Annotated in this window: 22 protein-coding genes; 14 read left to right on the forward strand and 8 right to left on the reverse strand. The window is 56.9% G+C overall.

Going from position 1 to position 18,101, the window contains the following annotated elements:
* The first annotated feature begins 95 nt into the window (after positions 1–95).
* The 3 genes from zapG to degS all read left to right on the forward strand — a co-directional run bounded on the left by zapG (position 96) and on the right by degS (position 3,314).
* Positions 96–500: a Z-ring associated protein ZapG gene (gene zapG, locus EH206_RS20765; protein ID WP_009114739.1), complete on the forward strand. Its 405-nt coding sequence runs from the start codon at positions 96–98 to the stop codon at positions 498–500.
* 214 nt (positions 501–714) lie between these two features.
* On the forward strand, positions 715–2,088 hold the full coding sequence (gene degQ, locus EH206_RS20770) for a serine endoprotease DegQ (RefSeq protein WP_009114740.1): 1,374 nt from the start codon (positions 715–717) through the stop codon (positions 2,086–2,088).
* Positions 2,089–2,222: 134 nt separating this feature from the next.
* A complete protein-coding gene (gene degS, locus EH206_RS20775; protein WP_009114741.1) occupies positions 2,223–3,314 on the forward strand; it encodes an outer membrane-stress sensor serine endopeptidase DegS in 1,092 nt (363 codons plus the stop codon).
* Positions 3,315–3,348: 34 nt separating this feature from the next.
* On the opposite strand, the gene murA is transcribed toward degS, so the two are convergent.
* The 7 genes from murA to mlaF all read right to left on the reverse strand — a co-directional run bounded on the left by murA (position 3,349) and on the right by mlaF (position 8,222).
* Positions 3,349–4,611: a UDP-N-acetylglucosamine 1-carboxyvinyltransferase gene (gene murA, locus EH206_RS20780; protein ID WP_009114742.1), complete on the reverse strand. Its 1,263-nt coding sequence runs from the start codon at positions 4,609–4,611 to the stop codon at positions 3,349–3,351.
* A 56-nt stretch (positions 4,612–4,667) separates the two neighbouring features.
* Complete coding sequence (ibaG, locus tag EH206_RS20785; protein WP_009114743.1) at positions 4,668–4,922, reverse strand: BolA family iron metabolism protein IbaG; 255 nt, start codon at positions 4,920–4,922, stop codon at positions 4,668–4,670.
* Positions 4,923–5,076: 154 nt separating this feature from the next.
* Positions 5,077–5,370, reverse strand: coding sequence for a lipid asymmetry maintenance protein MlaB (mlaB, locus tag EH206_RS20790; protein WP_009114744.1), 294 nt, complete (start codon positions 5,368–5,370; stop codon positions 5,077–5,079).
* A gap of 33 nt (positions 5,371–5,403) precedes the next feature.
* The gene (gene mlaC / locus EH206_RS20795; protein WP_009114745.1) at positions 5,404–6,033 is read right to left on the reverse strand and encodes a phospholipid-binding protein MlaC; all 630 of its coding nucleotides are present in this window, start codon (positions 6,031–6,033) and stop codon (positions 5,404–5,406) included.
* Between the two features lie 12 nt (positions 6,034–6,045).
* Complete coding sequence (mlaD, locus tag EH206_RS20800) at positions 6,046–6,612, reverse strand: outer membrane lipid asymmetry maintenance protein MlaD (RefSeq protein ID WP_009114746.1); 567 nt, start codon at positions 6,610–6,612, stop codon at positions 6,046–6,048.
* 4 nt (positions 6,613–6,616) lie between these two features.
* Positions 6,617–7,399 carry a lipid asymmetry maintenance ABC transporter permease subunit MlaE gene (mlaE, locus tag EH206_RS20805; RefSeq protein ID WP_009114747.1) on the reverse strand — a complete coding sequence of 261 codons (783 nt, stop codon included), beginning with the start codon at positions 7,397–7,399 and terminating at the stop codon, positions 6,617–6,619.
* A gap of 7 nt (positions 7,400–7,406) precedes the next feature.
* Positions 7,407–8,222: a phospholipid ABC transporter ATP-binding protein MlaF gene (gene mlaF / locus EH206_RS20810; protein WP_009114748.1), complete on the reverse strand. Its 816-nt coding sequence runs from the start codon at positions 8,220–8,222 to the stop codon at positions 7,407–7,409.
* 295 nt (positions 8,223–8,517) lie between these two features.
* Between mlaF and EH206_RS20815 the strand changes: the two genes are divergently transcribed.
* From EH206_RS20815 to npr, 11 genes are all read left to right on the forward strand, one after another.
* A complete protein-coding gene (locus tag EH206_RS20815) occupies positions 8,518–9,483 on the forward strand; it encodes a calcium/sodium antiporter (RefSeq protein WP_009114749.1) in 966 nt (321 codons plus the stop codon).
* 54 nt (positions 9,484–9,537) lie between these two features.
* Positions 9,538–10,524: an arabinose-5-phosphate isomerase KdsD gene (gene kdsD / locus EH206_RS20820; protein ID WP_009114750.1), complete on the forward strand. Its 987-nt coding sequence runs from the start codon at positions 9,538–9,540 to the stop codon at positions 10,522–10,524.
* 66 nt (positions 10,525–10,590) lie between these two features.
* Positions 10,591–11,157, forward strand: a complete 567-nt coding sequence (kdsC, locus tag EH206_RS20825) for a 3-deoxy-manno-octulosonate-8-phosphatase KdsC (RefSeq protein ID WP_009114751.1) — start codon at positions 10,591–10,593, stop codon at positions 11,155–11,157.
* Positions 11,154–11,720 carry an LPS export ABC transporter periplasmic protein LptC gene (lptC, locus tag EH206_RS20830; RefSeq protein WP_009114752.1) on the forward strand — a complete coding sequence of 189 codons (567 nt, stop codon included), beginning with the start codon at positions 11,154–11,156 and terminating at the stop codon, positions 11,718–11,720. Before kdsC ends, lptC begins: the two co-directional genes overlap by 4 nt.
* Positions 11,701–12,273 carry a lipopolysaccharide ABC transporter substrate-binding protein LptA gene (lptA, locus tag EH206_RS20835; RefSeq protein ID WP_009114753.1) on the forward strand — a complete coding sequence of 191 codons (573 nt, stop codon included), beginning with the start codon at positions 11,701–11,703 and terminating at the stop codon, positions 12,271–12,273. Before lptC ends, lptA begins: the two co-directional genes overlap by 20 nt.
* Positions 12,274–12,276: 3 nt before the next feature.
* Positions 12,277–13,002, forward strand: a complete 726-nt coding sequence (gene lptB, locus EH206_RS20840) for an LPS export ABC transporter ATP-binding protein (protein WP_009114754.1) — start codon at positions 12,277–12,279, stop codon at positions 13,000–13,002.
* 52 nt (positions 13,003–13,054) lie between these two features.
* The gene (gene rpoN, locus EH206_RS20845; RefSeq protein WP_009114755.1) at positions 13,055–14,488 is read left to right on the forward strand and encodes an RNA polymerase factor sigma-54; all 1,434 of its coding nucleotides are present in this window, start codon (positions 13,055–13,057) and stop codon (positions 14,486–14,488) included.
* 22 nt (positions 14,489–14,510) lie between these two features.
* Positions 14,511–14,798 carry a ribosome hibernation promoting factor gene (gene hpf, locus EH206_RS20850; protein WP_009114756.1) on the forward strand — a complete coding sequence of 96 codons (288 nt, stop codon included), beginning with the start codon at positions 14,511–14,513 and terminating at the stop codon, positions 14,796–14,798.
* 97 nt (positions 14,799–14,895) lie between these two features.
* Complete coding sequence (gene ptsN, locus EH206_RS20855) at positions 14,896–15,369, forward strand: PTS IIA-like nitrogen regulatory protein PtsN (protein ID WP_009114757.1); 474 nt, start codon at positions 14,896–14,898, stop codon at positions 15,367–15,369.
* Positions 15,370–15,502: 133 nt separating this feature from the next.
* Positions 15,503–16,360, forward strand: coding sequence for an RNase adapter RapZ (gene rapZ / locus EH206_RS20860; protein WP_009114758.1), 858 nt, complete (start codon positions 15,503–15,505; stop codon positions 16,358–16,360).
* Positions 16,357–16,629: a PTS phosphocarrier protein NPr gene (npr, locus tag EH206_RS20865; RefSeq protein ID WP_009114759.1), complete on the forward strand. Its 273-nt coding sequence runs from the start codon at positions 16,357–16,359 to the stop codon at positions 16,627–16,629. Before rapZ ends, npr begins: the two co-directional genes overlap by 4 nt.
* 30 nt (positions 16,630–16,659) lie before the next feature.
* Here the strand turns inward: npr and pmbA are convergent, their stop codons facing one another.
* Positions 16,660–18,000 carry a metalloprotease PmbA gene (pmbA, locus tag EH206_RS20870; RefSeq protein ID WP_009114760.1) on the reverse strand — a complete coding sequence of 447 codons (1,341 nt, stop codon included), beginning with the start codon at positions 17,998–18,000 and terminating at the stop codon, positions 16,660–16,662.
* Between the last annotated feature and the right edge of the window lie 101 nt (positions 18,001–18,101).

The raw sequence follows: 18,101 nt of genomic DNA on the forward strand, positions 1-18,101 counted from the left end.
CGCTTCAGGATTCCACTCGGACAAGGTTAGCGGTTATAGTGACTATTATTAAGTGAAAAACCCTACGGAACAACGAAGTCAAAATAGGAGTCCTTATGACTTGGGAGTATGCGCTGATTGGTTTAGTCGCCGGTATTATCATTGGTGCCGTCGCCATGCGTTTTGGCAATCGTAAGCTGCGCCAACAACAGGCGCTGCAGCACGAACTGGAGAAGAGCAAAGCCGAACTGGAAGAGTATCGTCAGGAGCTGGTCGGACATTTTTCCCGTAGCGCGGAGCTGCTGGATAATATGGCGAATGATTACCGTCAGCTTTACCAACACATGGCCAAAAGCTCCAGTAGTCTGCTGCCGGATATTCCCGGCCAGGATAACCCGTTTAACTATCGCCTAACCGAGGCGGAAGCGGATAACGATCAGGCCCCGGTCGATATGCCGCCGCGCGACTACTCCGACGGCGCCTCCGGCCTGCTGCGCGGCGAGCCTCCCGTCCGCAAGTAAAAGCGATTGCTTATGGTGTGAGGCCTCATCAAGCCTCACGTTTTTCGCTCGACTCCCCCTCCAGAAAAATCGACGGCGTAGGCTATAGTTACAATCTACTGACGAAATATCAGTGAACTTTACACACCGATCGCCACTCTGACTCTTCACCGAGTGTTTAAGTTTATATATCATCATTTTATTCATCAGCTGGTCGTGAGAGAGTTAATCAACAATGAAGAAAAAATCTTTATTATTTAGTGCACTGGCAATGAGCATAAGCTTAACCCTGTCATCGTTACCGGCCGCCAACGCCGCGTTGCCCGCAGTGGTTCCCGGGCAGCAGCAGCTTCCCAGCCTGGCGCCCATGCTGGAAAAAGTGTTGCCCGCGGTGGTCAGCGTGCATATCGAAGGAACCCGGGTGCAACGCCAGCGTATCCCCGAAGAGTTCAAGTTCTTCTTCGGCCCCAATCTCCCGACAGATAAACAAAGCTCCCGTCCCTTTGAAGGACTGGGCTCGGGCGTCATTATCGACGCCGCGAAAGGTTACGTCCTGACCAATAATCACGTAATTAATAATGCGGATAAAATTCGCGTACAGCTGAATGACGGACGCGAATACGAGGCGAAATTGATCGGTCGCGACGAACAGAGCGATATTGCCCTGCTGCAACTGAACGACGCCAAAAATCTGGTGGAGATCAAAATGGCCGACTCCGACCAACTGCGCGTGGGCGATTTTGCCGTCGCCGTGGGGAACCCGTTCGGCCTGGGGCAAACGGCCACCTCCGGCATCATCTCGGCGCTGGGCCGCAGCGGGCTGAATCTGGAAGGGTTGGAAAACTTCATACAGACCGATGCCTCCATCAATCGCGGTAACTCCGGCGGCGCATTGGTTAACCTGAACGGCGAACTGATCGGCATTAATACCGCTATTCTGGCCCCTGGGGGCGGAAACATCGGCATCGGCTTCGCCATTCCCAGCAATATGGCGCAAAACCTGGCGCAGCAACTGGTTGAGTTCGGCGAGGTGAAACGCGGCGTGCTGGGCATTAAAGGCAGCGAAATGACCGCCGAAATGGCGAAAGCCTTCAAGGTCGACGCGCAGCGCGGCGCGTTCGTCAGTGAAGTGCTGCCGCAATCCGCCGCCGCGAAAGCAGGGATCAAGGCGGGCGATGTCCTCACCTCGCTGGACGGAAAACCGATCAACAGCTTTGCCGAACTGCGCGCCAAGATAGGCACCACCGCGCCGGGAAAAACCGTGAAGATAGGCCTGCTGCGCGAGGGTAAACGCCAGGAAGTTTCCGTGATTTTGGATAACAGCGCCTCCGCCACAACCAACGCGGAAACCCTGTACCCGGCGCTACAGGGCGCCTCCCTGACCAACGGGCAGTTGAAAGACGGCAGCAAAGGCGTACAGATTGATAACGTCGCCAAAGATTCGCCCGCGGCGCAGATTGGCCTGCAGAAGGGCGATATCATCATCGGCGTCAACCGTGAGCGGGTGGAAAACATCACCCAGTTGCGTAAGGTTCTGGAGGCGAAACCTGCCGTGCTGGCGCTGAACATCGTGCGGGGCGACGAAACGATTTACCTGCTATTGCGTTAATCATTTCACCAAACCGGCGCCCCGAAAGGCGGCAGCCGGTAAGCCCGCGGTAAAAAATCGGACAGGGCGCTATGCCTTGTCCGATCGTCTCATGATATTCTCACCTGCATACTCTTTTTACAGTAAACACGCCCATGCTTGTTAAGTTACTCCGTTCCGCGCTGTTTGGTCTGATCGTTGCCGGCATTCTGTTGGTCGCACTTCCCGGACTGCGACCCAATACCCCATGGTTTAACAACGGTGAGAGTAATGACTACGCGCCGGAAGATGCGCCGCTAAGCTACTATCAGGGGGTGCGCCGCGCCGCGCCGGCGGTGGTCAATGTGTATAACCGGGTTCCCAATCAGGACCAGCAGAACGAGCTCGAAATCCGCACCCTCGGCTCCGGCGTCATTATGAATGAACAGGGTTATATTCTGACCAACAGGCACGTGATTAACAACGCGCAGCAGATTCTGGTCGCCCTGCAGGACGGCCGACTCTATGAGGCGATGGTCGTCGGTTCGGACACCCTGACCGATCTGGCCGTATTACGCATTGACGGCACCAATTTGCCGGTTATTCCGATCAATCCGCAGCGCACGGCGCACATCGGCGACGTGGTGATGGCCATCGGCAATCCCTACAATCTGGGACAAACCATCACCCAGGGGATTATCAGCGCCACCGGCCGCGTCGGGCTTAGCGCCGCCGGGGAGGATAATCGCCAGAACGGCCGTCAAAACCTGCTGCAAACCGACGCCTCCATCAATCGCGGCAACTCCGGCGGCGCGCTGGTGAATACGCTGGGTGAACTGGTCGGCATCAATACGCTCTCTTTTGATAAAAGCAGCGACGGGGAAACGCCGGAGGGCATCAGCTTTGCGATCCCCATCGCCCTGGCAACCAAAGTGATGGACAAGCTTATCCGTGACGGCCGGGTAATCCGCGGTTATATCGGCGTCAACGGAGTACAGATGGAAAACATCGACAGCAAAGGCTTCGGACAGGGAAGGCTGAGCGGGATTCTGGTCAAAACGGTCGTTCCGGGCGGACCGGCGGATCAAGCGGGGATTCAGGTTGATGATATTTTATTGAGCGTCAACAATAAACCGGCCCGCTCGGTGATTGAAACCATGGATCAGGTGGCGGAGTTACGTCCGGGCACCGTGATCCCCGTTACCATCGAACGCGATAAAAAATCGATAACCTTGAATATGACGATTCAGGAGTTTCCGGTCAACTAACCGGGCGGTAGGACTACCGCCCGGTCCGCGCCGCTTATTCGCCGGCTTTGACGCGCCCGATATTGGCGCCCAGCGCCCGTAGCTTATCTTCGATACGCTCGTAGCCGCGATCGATATGATAGATGCGATCGACCACCGTCACCCCCTCGGCAATACAGCCCGCCAGCACCAGACTGGCCGACGCGCGCAAATCCGTCGCCATCACCTGGGCGCCGGATAGCTTTGCCACGCCGTGGCAAATCACCGTGTTGCTTTCGATTTCCGCCTGAGCCCCCATGCGGATCAGCTCCGGCACATGCATAAAGCGGTTTTCAAAAATCGTTTCGGTGATAACGCCGGTGCCTTCCGCCACCAGATTCAACAGGCTGAACTGCGCCTGCATGTCCGTCGGAAAACCGGGATGCGGCGCGGTACGGATGGTCACCGCTTTCGGACGCCGGCCCTGCATATCAAGGCTAATCCAATCCTCGCCGGTTTCGATATCCGCACCGGCTTCGCGCAGCTTCGCCAGTACCGCATCCAGCGTATCGGGGCGGGTGTGGCGGCAGAGCACTTTACCGCCGGAAATCGCCGCGGCGACCAGGAAGGTTCCGGTTTCTATACGGTCCGGCAGCACGCGGTATACGCCGCCGCCCAAACGCGCCACGCCTTCAACGGTGATTTTATCGCTGCCCGCGCCGCTGATTTTCGCTCCCAGCGTGTTCAGGAAGTTTGCCGTATCGACAATTTCCGGCTCTCGGGCCGCATTTTCAATAATGGTCGTTCCTTCGGCCAGCGTCGCCGCGCTCATGATGGTCACCGTGGCGCCCACGCTGACTTTATCCATAACGATATGCGCGCCTTGCAGACGGCCGTCCACCGAGGCCTTGACGTAGCCCTCTTCCAGGGCGATTGTCGCCCCCAGCTGTTCCAGTCCGTTGATATGCAAATCAACCGGGCGCGCGCCGATGGCGCATCCGCCCGGCAATGAAACCTGGCCCTGTCCGAAACGCGCCACCAACGGCCCCAGCGCCCAGATGGAGGCGCGCATGGTTTTCACCAAATCATAAGGCGCGCAGAATACATCGACCGCGCTGGCGTCGACGTGCACCGAACCATTACGTTCAACGCGCGCCCCCAGTTGGCTGAGCAGCTTCATCGTGGTATCAATATCTTTCAGCTTCGGCACATTCTGGATCTCTACCGGCTCTTCCGCGAGCAAGGCAGCAAACAGGATGGGGAGAGCGGCGTTTTTTGCTCCGGAAATGGTGACTTCACCGGTAAGCCGGGTCGGCCCCTGCACACGAAATTTATCCATAGCGGCTGTTTCTCAATGTTTCAAATTCAATCTTGCGATATCACATAACCACAGGCTTAAAAACCGTTAAGCTTGCGATCGCGCTGCCATTCTTCCGGCGTATAAGCCTTGATCGACAGGGCGTGAATGCGGTTATCCGCGATGTACTCCATCAGCGGGGCATAAACGGTTTGCTGCTTCTTCACCCGACTCATTCCGGCGAACTGCTCACCCACCACGATGACCTGAAAATGGCTGCCATCGCCGGATACATGGGCTTCCTGGAGTGCCAATGCGTTTATCAGCACATCTTTAATTTCATTATTTTCCATCGCTCTCGATTTCTATGTCAGGGGGATGATAAACAGGGTGGTATCTTAGATGAATACGGCGCTATCTTAAACAGAGAAATCCCCTTAAAAAATCGCGCCTGGCGATTTTTTAAGGGGATTCGGACAGCGCGTTATCGATACAAATTTATGCCGCTTAAGACACGGGGATGATTTCATTCAGGTTATACAAGGCTATCAGCGTTTTTAACCGATCCCCCGCCCCGATGATTTTCAGTTCGACGCCCTGCTGCAACCGCTGGTGGTAAAAATGAATCAGCAGCGCCAGACCGGAGGAATCAACGCGATCCAGCCCGGACACATCCAGCGTCGTTTTGTCCGCCAGCAGCTTGTCGCGCTGCCGCCACAGCGGCGACAGCGTTTCCCGATCCAGCGCGCCGGCGACAAGCAGCGTCGATTGCTGCGACTGCCAGCTCAGTGCATTAGCCATTTTTCTTACCCAGCCCAGTGTGGTTTATCCGGATCAGTTTTGCTGATCCAGCGTAATCTTTCGTTCCGCTGCGGCTTGCAGCTGCTGGGTCAGGCCGTCCACGCCTTTTTGACGCAGCGTTGCCGCCCATTCATTCTGCTTGGTGGTGATCATGCTGACGCCTTCCGCAATCATGTCATACGCCTGCCAGTTGCCGGACTGGCTGTTTTTACGCCACTGGAAATCAAGGCGCACCGGCGGACGGCCGCCTTGATCGATAATGGTGACGCGGATAGAAATAATATTGGCGTCGCCCAGCGGTTGATCGGGGGCGATCTGATAGATTTGCCCGTGATATAACGCCAGGGCCTGGCCGTAGGCCTGCTCCAGATAGGCTTCAAACGCTTTGAAGTAGGCATCGCGCTGAGCGGGCGTGGCGTCTTTGTAATAGCGGCCGAGGACCAGCGCGCCGGCATATCTGATCTGTACGTACGGCAGCAGTTCTTCACGCACCACGTTGCGCAGATAGTCCGGATTTTGTCTGATGCGCGGCTGTTCGGTTTTCAGGCGGTCAAAGGTTTTTTGCGCCGCCTCGCTCATCAAACGATAAGGGTTGGTTTGATCCACGGCGTTGGCCAACGGCGCAACCACCAGCAGAGCCACCATTAGTAAACGTTTAAACATACAGCTATCCTCTTATGGATGTGAAGTCGCAGATTGGCCCGCAGGCTCGGGCGTCGCCGCGGAACCCGTTGCCGGCGCGGCGTTCCCCTGACCGGCATTATCTTCGCTATTGCCGCCGCTTCTATATAAGAATTGGCCGATGAGGTCTTCCAGCACCATGGCTGACTTGGTGTCCTGAATAACCCCGCCGTCTTGCAATATCGAGGTGCCCATCTCTTCATCCTCGAAACCGACGTTCAACGCCAGATACTGCTCGCCCAGCAGACCGGAGGTGCGGATGGCCAGCGAGCTGGTATCGGGAATATGGTCGTAACGCTGCTCAATATCCAGCGCCACGCGGGGAAGGTAGGTCTTCTCATCCAGCGAAATATCCGCCACTCTTCCTATCACCACGCCGCCGATTCTGACCGGCGAACGGGCTTTCAGCCCGCCGATATTGTCAAACGTCGCGTACAAACGATACGTCGGCTGGTTGCCGATCGACTTGATATCGGCCACTTTCAGACACAAAAAGATGATGGCGCACAGCGCAATCAGCATAAATGCGCCAACCCAAATTTCACTTTTCTTTGTTTGCATCGACTCAGTTCCCAAACATCAGTGCTGTCAGCACAAAATCCAATCCCAATACCGCCAACGATGAATGCACCACGGTACGGGTCGTTGCACGGCTGATCCCTTCCGAAGTCGGGATCGCGTCATAACCGTTAAACAGCGCTATCCAGGTCACGGTAATGGCGAACACGATACTTTTAATCACGCAGTTCAGTAGGTCCTGCCGCCACTCGACGGCCCCCTGCATGGCGGACCAGAAAAAACCGCCGTCTATGCCTTTCCAGTCGACGCCGACCAGCGACCCGCCCCAGATGCCGACCGCGACAAAGATGATCGCCAGCAGCGGCATACTGATCAATCCCGCCCAGAATCGCGGGGCGACCACGCGTCTTAGCGGGTCCACGGCCATCATTTCCATACTGGAAAGCTGCTCGGTGGCCTTCATCAGGCCGATCTCCGCCGTCAGCGCCGACCCCGCCCGCCCGGCAAACAACAGCGCCGTCACTACCGGGCCGAGTTCGCGCAGCAAAGACAGGGCGACCATCATCCCCAGGCTGGCCTCGGCGCTGTAGGTCGTCAGCACCAGATAGCCCTGCAGCCCCAGAACCATACCGATAAACAGGCCGGACACCATAATGATCAGCAGCGACTGTACCCCCACGCCGTAAAGCTGTTTGATAAGCAGCGGCCACTGTTTCCTGAATTCAGGCTTGCCCACCAATGCGTTAAACAGCATCAGTCCGGCACGGCCAAAAGAAGCGCAGGTAGAAATTCCCTGACGTCCCAGCGACGCCAACGCCTGTAGTAACATGAATTATTTAACCCCCTGCGGAACCTAACAGCGCGGTTTTATAGTCACCCGCCGGCAAACGGAAAGGCACCGGCCCATCGGCGATACCGTCCAGAAACTGGCGTACGCGGGAGTCGTCGTTGGCCTGCAACTGCGCCGCCGTTCCCTCCGCCACCACATGCTGGTCGGCCACGATGTAAGCGTAATCGGCGATGCTCATCACCTCCGGCACATCGTGGGAAACCACGATACAGGTGACCCCCAGCGCGTGATTCAGTTCATCAATCAGCTTTACCAGCGTTCCCATGGTTATCGGATCCTGCCCGACGAAAGGTTCATCGAACATGATCAACTGCGGGTCAAGCGCAATGGCCCGCGCCAGCGCGGCGCGGCGCGCCATGCCGCCGGAAAGCTCGGCGGGCATAAGGTTGGCGGCCCCGCGCAGCCCCACGGCTTCAAGCTTCATCATCACCGTGCTGCGCAACAGCGGCTCCGGCAAACGGCTGTGCTCGCGCAGCGGCCAGGCGACATTATCAAATACGTTCAGGTCGGTAAATAACGCGCCGGACTGAAACAGCATGCTCATCTTTTTACGCGCTTCATACAGCGCCGAACGCGATAACGTCGGGATATTGTCGCCATCAAACCAGATTTCACCGCTATCCGGCTGTAACTGCCCGCCAATCAAACGCAGCAGCGTGGTTTTACCGATACCGGAAGGCCCCATAATCGCGGTAACCTTGCCTTTAGGAACATTCAGCGTGATATCTGTAAAAATCTGTCGTTTGCCGCGTCGAAAGCTCAGGCCGCGGATTTCGACCAAATTGGTAACCTTAGGGTCCATGATCTTATATTCCTTACCGATCAGCGTGTTGCATACGATCGCCCATTTTTGACGGATAACCGTCCTGTGAACTCATCCGTAAAGCCTAACGGTTGTACTCGCTCAAGGTGCGAATTTTACAAAAAATTACGGTAAGTTCTTGTCCAAAGAGGCGAAACAAAGCCGCCGCAGGTTTTACTTTTCCGCCCCGCGCGGTCAGAATTAGCGCTAATCATGAAAAGCACCCTCTTTGGGCAAAATTCGTCCGTAACGGCTGGTTTATCAACGGGTGATTATACCTTATAAAGGACGCCGCATGCTCTTTGCGACAGTACTCTTGATTGTTGGTTTAGTATTGCTGGTCTACGGCGCCGATCGCCTGGTCTACGGCGCGGCGGTTCTCGCGCGTACTTTTGGCATCCCGCCGCTGATTATCGGCATGACCATCGTCGGCTTCGGCACCTCCCTGCCGGAATTAATCGTCTCGGTCACGGCTGCGCTAAGCGACCAGATCGATATGGCGGTCGGCAACGTGCTGGGCTCCAATATTGCCAATATTCTGTTAATTCTCGGCAGCGCGGCGCTGATTCGCCCTTTGACGGTACACTCCGCCCTATTGCGCCGGGAGTTCCCGCCTATGCTGCTGGTCACCGTTTTGTGCGGTTTTTTACTGCATGATAGCTATCTAAGCCGCGCCGACGGCGCGCTGCTGCTGGTCGCCGCCGGACTCTTTATCCTGCTGATGATCAGAATGGCGCGCCAGGCGCAGCAGGACGGCGTCGACAGCCTGACCCGGGAACAGTTGGCGGAATTGCCGCAGGAAGACAGCAACCAGACGGTGGCCGTGCTATGGCTTATTCTCGGCTTGATTATTTTACCCATGGCCGCCCGCATGGTGATCGATAACGCCACGGTGATCGCCCGCCATTTTTATATCAGCGAACTGACCGTCGGCCTGACCGTGCTGGCGGTCGGCACCAGTTTGCCGGAGCTGGCGACCGCCATTGTCGGCACCCTGAAAAAAGAAGATGATATTGCGCTGGGCAATCTTATCGGCTCCAATGTTTTTAATATCGCCATCGTTCTGGGCGTGCCGGCGCTGCTTTCGCCGGGCGTACTCAACCCGCTCGCCTTCCAGCGCGATTATTGGGTCATGCTGGGCGCCAGCGCGCTGTTGACGGCGCTGTGCCTCAGCCGGAAACGCCGCATCGGACAAGGCGCGGGCGCTTTGTTGCTATGCGCTTTCGTCGCCTACCTGGCGACGTTATTCCTTTTTTCCTGAGCAGAACGGCGGAACCTTTAACCGGAACATCAAAACAAGCAGGATTATCCAGGTATGTCACATTTTGAACTACAGCCCGGTTTTGATTTTCAGCAGGCCGGCAAGCAGGTACTGAAGATTGAACGCGACGGGCTGGCGCAGCTGGACCAGTACATTGACGACAACTTCACCCGGGCCGGCGAAAAAATATTCCACTGCCGGGGGAAGGTGGTGGTGATGGGCATGGGGAAATCCGGCCATATCGGCCGCAAAATGGCCGCCACCTTCGCCAGTACCGGCACGCCGGCCTTCTTCGTTCATCCGGGCGAGGCCAGCCACGGCGATCTGGGCATGGTTACCCCGCACGATATCGTGATCGCCATTTCCAACTCCGGCGAATCCCATGAGATTCTGGCGCTGATCCCGGTACTGAAACGTCTGCAGGTGTTCCTGATCTGCATGACCGGCAACCCCGAAAGCACCATGGGAAAAGCCGCCGATATCCATCTGTGCGTTCGTGTTCCGCAGGAAGCCTGCCCGCTCGGGCTCGCGCCGACCAGCAGCACCACCGCCACGCTGGTGATGGGGGATGCGCTGGCCGTCGCGCTGCTACAGGCGCGCGGCTTTACCGCCGAAGATTTCGCCCTATCCCACCCCGGCGGCGCGCTGGGTCGCAAGCTTCTGCTGCGCGTCAGCGATATCATGCACGCCGGCGACGAGATCCCGCACGTCGCCCATGACGCCTCCCTGCGCGACGCGCTGGTGGAAATTACGCGCAAAAATCTGGGGATGACGGTAATCTGCGGCGCGGATATGAAAATCCAGGGCATCTTCACCGATGGCGACCTGCGGCGGATTTTCGATATGGGGATTGACTTGAACAGCGCGCGAATTGCTGATGTGATGACCGCGGGCGGTATTCGCGTAACGCCGCAAACGCTGGCGGTGGATGCCCTGAACCTGATGCAATCACGCCATATTACCTCGCTGCTGGTGGCGGAGGACGATCGTCTGGTCGGCATCGTTCATATGCACGATATGCTGCGCGCCGGCGTGGTGTGATACATCACGGCGGTTAACAAATCACGCACGGCGCGTTAAATACTGTAGGGTAAGAGAGAGACATGCATGAGTAAAATCAGGGCGCAAACCGATACCTGTTACGGACCTGTCGATCGGCAGGTGCTGGATAAGGCCCGCGATGTTCGTTTGTTGATCTGCGACGTTGACGGCGTACTGTCCGACGGCCTGATTTACATGGGCAATCAGGGCGAGGAGCTGAAAACGTTCAACGTCCGGGATGGCTACGGTATTCGCTGTTTGCTGACGTCAGGTATTGAAGTCGCCATCATTACCGGCCGCACCGCCAATATGCTCGTCGATCGCTGTAAGACATTGGGGATCGCCCACCTTTATCAGGGGCAATCGGACAAGATTTTGGCCTTCAACGATCTGTTGGATAAACTGTCGCTGACGGCCGACCAGGTCGCCTATATCGGCGACGATCTGATCGACTGGCCGGTAATGGCCCAGGTGGGCTTAAGCGTCGCCGTCGCCGACGCGCATCCGCTGCTGTTGCCGCGCGCCGACTATGTCACCCGCATCGCCGGCGGACGCGGCGCGGTACGTGAACTTTGCGATTTAATTCTGTTCTCACAGAATAAGCTGGAGCATGCCAAAGGGTTGTCGATATGAGTAAAACAAAGCGTTGGCTGACAGCCTTGCTGGCACTGCTGGCTCTCGTTCTGATCGGCTGGAATTTCGCCGATCGCGACGCGGCGCCCCCGCCTGATAATCAGGATAACGCCGTGCCGGTTTACACCAGCGAGAAAACCGCGACGCGGGTTTACAGCCCCGCCGGGAAGCTGAGTTACCGACTGATTTCCGACAAAGCGGAATATTTCAATGACGAGCAACTGAGCTGGTTTACCGCCCCGGTCGCCACGCTGTTCAACGAACAGGGTACCGCCACCTGGTCGGTGCGCGCCGATCGCGCCAAGCTGACCAAAGATAAAATGCTCTATCTGTACGGTCACGTCGAGGTCAACAGTCTGACCAATGACTCACAGCTGGAGCGGATAAAAACGGACAATGCCCAGGTTAATCTGGTGACGCAGGACGTCTCCTCCGACGATGAAGTCACGCTGTACGGCGCCAGTTTCACCTCTAACGGGATGAAAATGCGTGGTAATCTGCGTGAAAAGAGAGCCGAGTTGATCGAAAAGGTAAAAACTTCTTATGAAATTCAACACAAATAACCCGATGCGTCATGCCCTGTTCGCCAGCTCGCTGTTCGCCTTCAGCATTCCGGCTTTCGCCGTAACCGGGGACAGCGAGCAGCCCATTCATATCGATTCCGCCCAGCAGTCTCTTGATATGCAAGGCAACACCGTGACCTTCACCGGCAACGTGGTGGTCAGGCAGGGCACCATCGAGGTGAAGGCCGATAAGGTGGTGGTGATACGTCCGCAGGGCGAGCAAGGCAGAGAGGTGGTCGAAGGCTACGGCAACCCGGTCACGTTTTACCAAATGCAGGACAACGGCAAGCCGGTGAAAGGCCACGCCCAGAAAATCCGCTACGAGCTGGACAGGGATTTTCTGACGCTGACCGGCAATGCCTATCTGGAGCAGTTGGACAGCAACGTTAAAGGCGACCGAATCACCTATCTGGTGAAGCAGCAGCAGATGGAGGCGTTCAGCGATAAAGGCAAACGCGTGACGACGGTATTGGTCCCCTCGCAGCTTCAGCAGAAAGATAACAAGGGGCAATCCTCCCCTGCTCAGCAACCGCAACCACGAGTCACTGAATAATTTATGGCAACATTAATCGCAGAAAATCTGGCCAAGGCGTATAAAGGCCGTAAGGTCGTGAAAAATGTCAGCCTGACCGTCAATTCCGGCGAGATTGTCGGCCTGTTGGGCCCCAACGGCGCCGGGAAAACCACCACGTTCTATATGGTGGTGGGGATTGTGCAACGCGATGAAGGGAGGATCGTGATTGATGACGAAGATATCAGCCTGCTGCCCCTGCACGATCGCGCGCTGAGGGGAATCGGCTACTTACCCCAGGAAGCGTCCATCTTCCGCCGGTTGAGCGTGTATGACAATCTGATGGCGATACTGCAGATCCGCAAGGATCTGACCTCGGAGCAGCAGGAAGACCGCGCCAACGAGCTGATGGAAGAATTCCATATTATTCATTTGCGCGATAGTCTGGGACAATCCCTGTCCGGCGGGGAAAGGCGTCGGGTGGAAATTGCCCGCGCGCTGGCGGCGAATCCCAAATTCATCCTGCTGGATGAGCCTTTTGCCGGCGTCGATCCCATTTCGGTGATTGATATCAAAAAAATAATCGAGCATCTGCGCGACAGCGGACTGGGCGTGTTGATTACCGATCATAACGTCCGCGAAACGCTGGACGTCTGTGAACGCGCCTATATCGTCAGTCAGGGACATTTAATCGCTCACGGTTCCCCCACAGAGATACTGGCCGACGAACAGGTCAAGCGCGTCTATCTGGGCGAAGGCTTCCGACTCTGATAGGGTAGGATTTTTCATTGAACGATATGGTAAGTAAGGACGTCGGCGCTACATGAAGCAAGGTTTGCAACTCAGGCTTAGCCAGCAACTGGCCATGACTCCACAGCTACAGCAGGCCATACGCCTGCTGCAACTGTCCACGCTTGAACTGCAACAAGAGATTCAACTGGCGCTGGAAAGCAATCCGTTGCTTGAGCAAACGGACACCCACGAAGAAATAGAGTCATTCGAGACCGTCGACAGCGATTCGCTGGATACCGGTGAAGCGCTTGAGCACAAGGATATGCCGGAGGAGTTGCCGCTCGACGCCACCTGGGACGAAATTTATTCCGCCGGCACGCCTTCCGGCACCGGCACCGACTATCGGGACGAGGAACTGCCGATCTACCAGGGTGAAACCACCCAGACCCTGCAGGATTACCTGATGTGGCAGGTGGAGCTGACGCCGTTTTCGGATACCGACGCGGCCATCGCCACCTCCATCGTCGACGCCGTGGACAACACCGGCTATCTCACCGTGCCGCTGGAAGACATTCTCGACAGCATCGGCGATGAAAGCGTCACGCTGGACGAAGTGGAGGCGGTGCTCAAGCGGGTACAACGCTTTGATCCCATTGGCGTCGCCGCGCGCGATCTGCGCGATTGTCTGCTGGTTCAGCTTTCGCAGTTTGCCGACGATACCCCCCGGCTTGGCGAGGCACGGCTGATTGTCAGCGACCATCTCGACCTGCTGGCGAATCATGATTTCCGCAGCCTTATCCGCGCCACCCGACTGAAAGAAGAGATACTGAAGGAAGCGTTGGCGCTGATTCAGTCTCTCGACCCCCGTCCGGGGCAGTCAATCAACACCGGGGAGTCGGAATATGTGATCCCCGACGTGTTGGTGCGCAAAATTCAGGGACACTGGGTGGTCGAATTGAATAGCGACAGCGTTCCCCGGTTGCAGATTAATCAGCAGTATGCCGCGTTGGGCAACAGCACGCGCAGCGACAGCGACGGTCAGTTTATCCGCAGCCATTTGCAGGAAGCCCGTTGGCTGATAAAAAGCCTGGAAAGCCGTAATGATACCCTGCTCAAAGTCACCCGCTGCATTGTCGAACAGCAGCAAGACTTTTTCGAGCGGGGGGAAGAATTTATGAAGCCGATGGTGCTGGCCGATATCGCCCAGGTTGTGGATATGCACGAATCCACCATTTCCCGCGTCACCACGCAGAAGTTTCTGCACAGTCCGCGCGGCATTTTTGAACTAAAATATTTCTTCTCCAGCCATGTGAATACCGACAGCGGGGGCGAAGCCTCGTCGACCGCCATCCGGGCGCTGGTGAAAAAGTTAATCGCTGCGGAAAACCCCGCCAAACCTTTAAGCGACAGTAAGCTCACCACGCTGCTCTCCGATCAGGGCATCATCGTGGCGCGGCGTACGGTGGCGAAATACCGAGAGTCTTTATCTATCCCACCATCAAATCAGCGTAAACAGCTGGTTTGATCTCAACTAGAAGGAAGACGCTATGCAGCTAAACATTACCGGACACCACATCGAAATTACGCCGCCGCTGCGCGATTTCGTGAATACCAAGTTCGCCAAATTAGAGCAATACTTCGACCGTATTAATCTGGTTAACGTGGTACTTAAAGTGGAGAAAGTACAACAAATCGCCGATGCCACGCTGCACGTTAACGGCGGAGAGCTGCATGCCACATCAGAAGCGGAAGATATGTACGCCGCCATTGATTTGCTGATCGATAAACTGGCCCGACAGCTAAACAAGCACAAGGATAAGCTTAAACAGCACTGATTTTTCTCCCTGCCCGAACGGGCGGGGAACAGACCCGGCCCATAAAATACCCGGGCCGGGCTCACCGGAAGTGGAAGCGTCGTCAAGTGAAGATAAAATGAACAACGATCCCGTTTTGCAGCTCAGCACCGTGCTACGTCCCGAGTGCACCCGAAGTTCCGTCCACTGCCAAAGTAAAAAACGGGCATTGGAAATTATCAGCGAACTGGCGGCCCGGCAGCTTAATCTGTCTTCGCAGATTATCTTTGACGCCCTCCTCGCGCGGGAACGCATGGGCAGTACCGGCATCGGCAACGGCATCGCCATTCCGCATGGCAAGCTCGAGGACGACAACGCCCTGGGCGCGGTCGGGGTATTTATCCAGTTGGAACAGCCTATCGCGTTCGACGCCGTTGACAACCAAGCCGTTGATTTGCTTTTTGCCTTGCTGGTTCCGGCAGAACAATGTAAAACCCATTTACATACGCTATCGCTGATCGCCAGGCGACTGGCCGATAAAACCGTTTGCCGGCGTCTGCGCGCCGCGCAAAGCGATGAAGCGCTGTATCAGATTATGACGGAAGCCGGTTAAATCAGGTGGTGATGATGAGCAATGGCGGCACGATCGGGAATCACCGTTTTCCTACCATTCATTGTGCAAACAATCATGATCAAAACAATGGCAGCGACAGGTCGCCATCACGTTGCCAGGGGGGAATCGCCAGATGGTGCTGATGATCGTCAGTGGTCGCTCGGGTTCAGGAAAATCCGTAGCCCTGCGCGCGCTGGAAGATATGGGATTCTACTGTGTAGACAACCTTCCTGTGGTTCTGCTGCCGGAATTGGCCGCTACGCTGGCTGAGCGCAATATCTCTGCGGCGGTCAGCATCGACGTGCGCAATATGCCGGAGTCGCCGGAAATCTTTGAGCACGCCATGGTCCAGTTGCCGCAAAGCTTCGCGCCGCAGTTGCTGTTTCTGGATGCCGATCGCAATACGCTGATCCGCCGTTACAGCGATACCCGCCGTCTGCACCCGCTGTCCAGCAAGAATCTGTCGCTGGAAAGCGCCATCGATCAGGAAAACGATCTGCTGGAGCCGCTGCGTTCACGCGCCGATCTGATCATCGACACCTCCGAAATGTCGGTGCACGAGCTGGCTGAAATGCTGCGTACCCGTCTGCTCGGCAAACGGGAACGAGAACTGACGATGGTGTTCGAGTCTTTCGGCTACAAGCATGGCATCCCCATCGACGCCGACTACGTGTTTGACGTGCGTTTTCTGCCCAACCCCCACTGGGACCCGAAATTGCGCCCGATGACCGGTCTGGACAAACCGGTGGCGGCCTTTCTCGACCGCCATACCGAAGTGCATAATTTTATTTATCAGACCCGCAGCTATCTGGAACTGTGGCTGCCGATGCTGGAAACCAATAACCGCAGCTACCTGACGGTGGCGATTGGCTGTACCGGGGGCAAACATCGTTCCGTTTACGTTGCGGAACAGCTGGCCGACTACTTTCGCTCGCGCGGCAAAAACGTGCAGTCACGCCACCGCACGCTGGAAAAACGCAAGCCGTCATGACCGTTCGGCACACCGTGGAAATCAAAAACAGGCTGGGTATGCATGCCCGGCCCGCCATGAAACTGTTCGAGCTGGTGCAAAGCTTCAACGCCGAGGTGATGCTGCGCAACGACAGCGGCACCGAAGCCGAGGCCAGCAGCGTGATCGCCATGCTGATGCTGGACTCGGCCAAAGGCCGTCTTATCGAAGTGGAAGCGAGCGGCCCGGATGAAACGCAGGCGCTGGCCGCGGTGATCGCGCTATTCGAAGCCGGATTCGACGAAGAATAAACGCCGCTCTCCGGCCTGACGCCTCCCGCTCTACTCTCCGGCGATTTTCATCTCCGGCAGCAGCACCGAACCGCACTGGATATTACTGCGGGTTTCAATGTCATCCCCGACCGTGACGATATTGCGCAACATCTCTTGCAGATTGCCGGCGATGGTAATCTCGCTGACCGGATACTGGATTTCACCGTTTTCCACCCAAAAACCCGAGGCGCCGCGAGAATAATCCCCGGTAACGCCGCTCACGCCCTGGCCCATTAATTCGGTCACCAGTAATCCCTTGCCCATCTGGCGGAGCAAAGCGTCAAAATCCAGCCCTTGTCCGGCAATACGCCAGTTATGAATGCCGCCGGCATGGCCGGTGCTCTTCATCCCCAGCTTGCGGGCGGAGTAGCTGGTCAGCAGCCAGGTTTGCAATACGCCGTCTTTGACGATTTCCCGCTGCCGGGTGCGCACCCCTTCGCTGTCGAACGGCGTTGACGCCAGCCCTTTGCGCAGGTGCGGCAACTCTTCAATCGTCAGCCACTCGGGCAGGATCTGCCGACCGAGCTTATCCAGCAGGAAGGTGGATTTACGGTACACGCTGCCGCCGCTGATGGCGCCTACCAGATGACCGAACAGCCCGGTCGCCACTTCGGCGGAAAACAGCACCGGCGCCCGCATGGTCGGCAGCTTGCGCGGCGACAAACGGGATAGGGTGCGGCGCGCGCACTCCGCGCCGACCCATTCCGGCGTACGCAATTCATCCAGCGAGCGGCCGATGGTGTAGGCGTAGTCGCGCTCCATATCGCCGTTCACTTCGGCGATCACGCTGCTGGACATGGAGTGGCGGCTGGAACAGTAGCTTTGCAGCATACCGTGGCTGTTGCCGAAAACCTTAATCCCATAGTGGCTGTTAAAGCTGCCGCCTTCGGTATTGGTGATACGCTTATCTGCCTGCAGCGCGGCCTGTTCCGCGCGGGCCGCCAGTTCAATCCCCCGCTCCGCATCCAGCTCCGACGGATGAAACAGATCCAGATCCGGCGCGTCGAACGCCAGCAGGTCTTTATCCGCCGGGCCGGCGAACGGATCGACCGAGGTATAGCGGGCGATATCCAGCGCGGCCTGCACGGTGCGGGCAATGGCGTCCGGGCTGAGATCGGTCGATGACGCGCTGCCCTTGCGCTGCTGGTGATACACCGTAATCCCCAGCGCGCCGTCGCTGTTGAATTCAACGTTTTCCACCTCACCATAACGGGTGCTAACGCCAATCCCCGTCGTTTTCGACACCGCGACTTCCGCCGCATCCGAACCCGCACGCGCCAGCTCCAGCGCCTGTGCGACAGCCTGTTCCAGCGCTTTACGCTGTTGTGCAACCTGAGTGATTATTGTCATCGTTCTGCCATAATGAGTAAGAAAACACCATGCCGCTGAGTCTAACAGAATCTCCGGGGAAGCGCGCCTTTCGCCGCGATGGACGCCGCCAGGCATGAGTG

Source organism: Brenneria nigrifluens DSM 30175 = ATCC 13028, assembly GCF_005484965.1.
GTDB classification, from domain to species: domain Bacteria; phylum Pseudomonadota; class Gammaproteobacteria; order Enterobacterales; family Enterobacteriaceae; genus Brenneria; species Brenneria nigrifluens.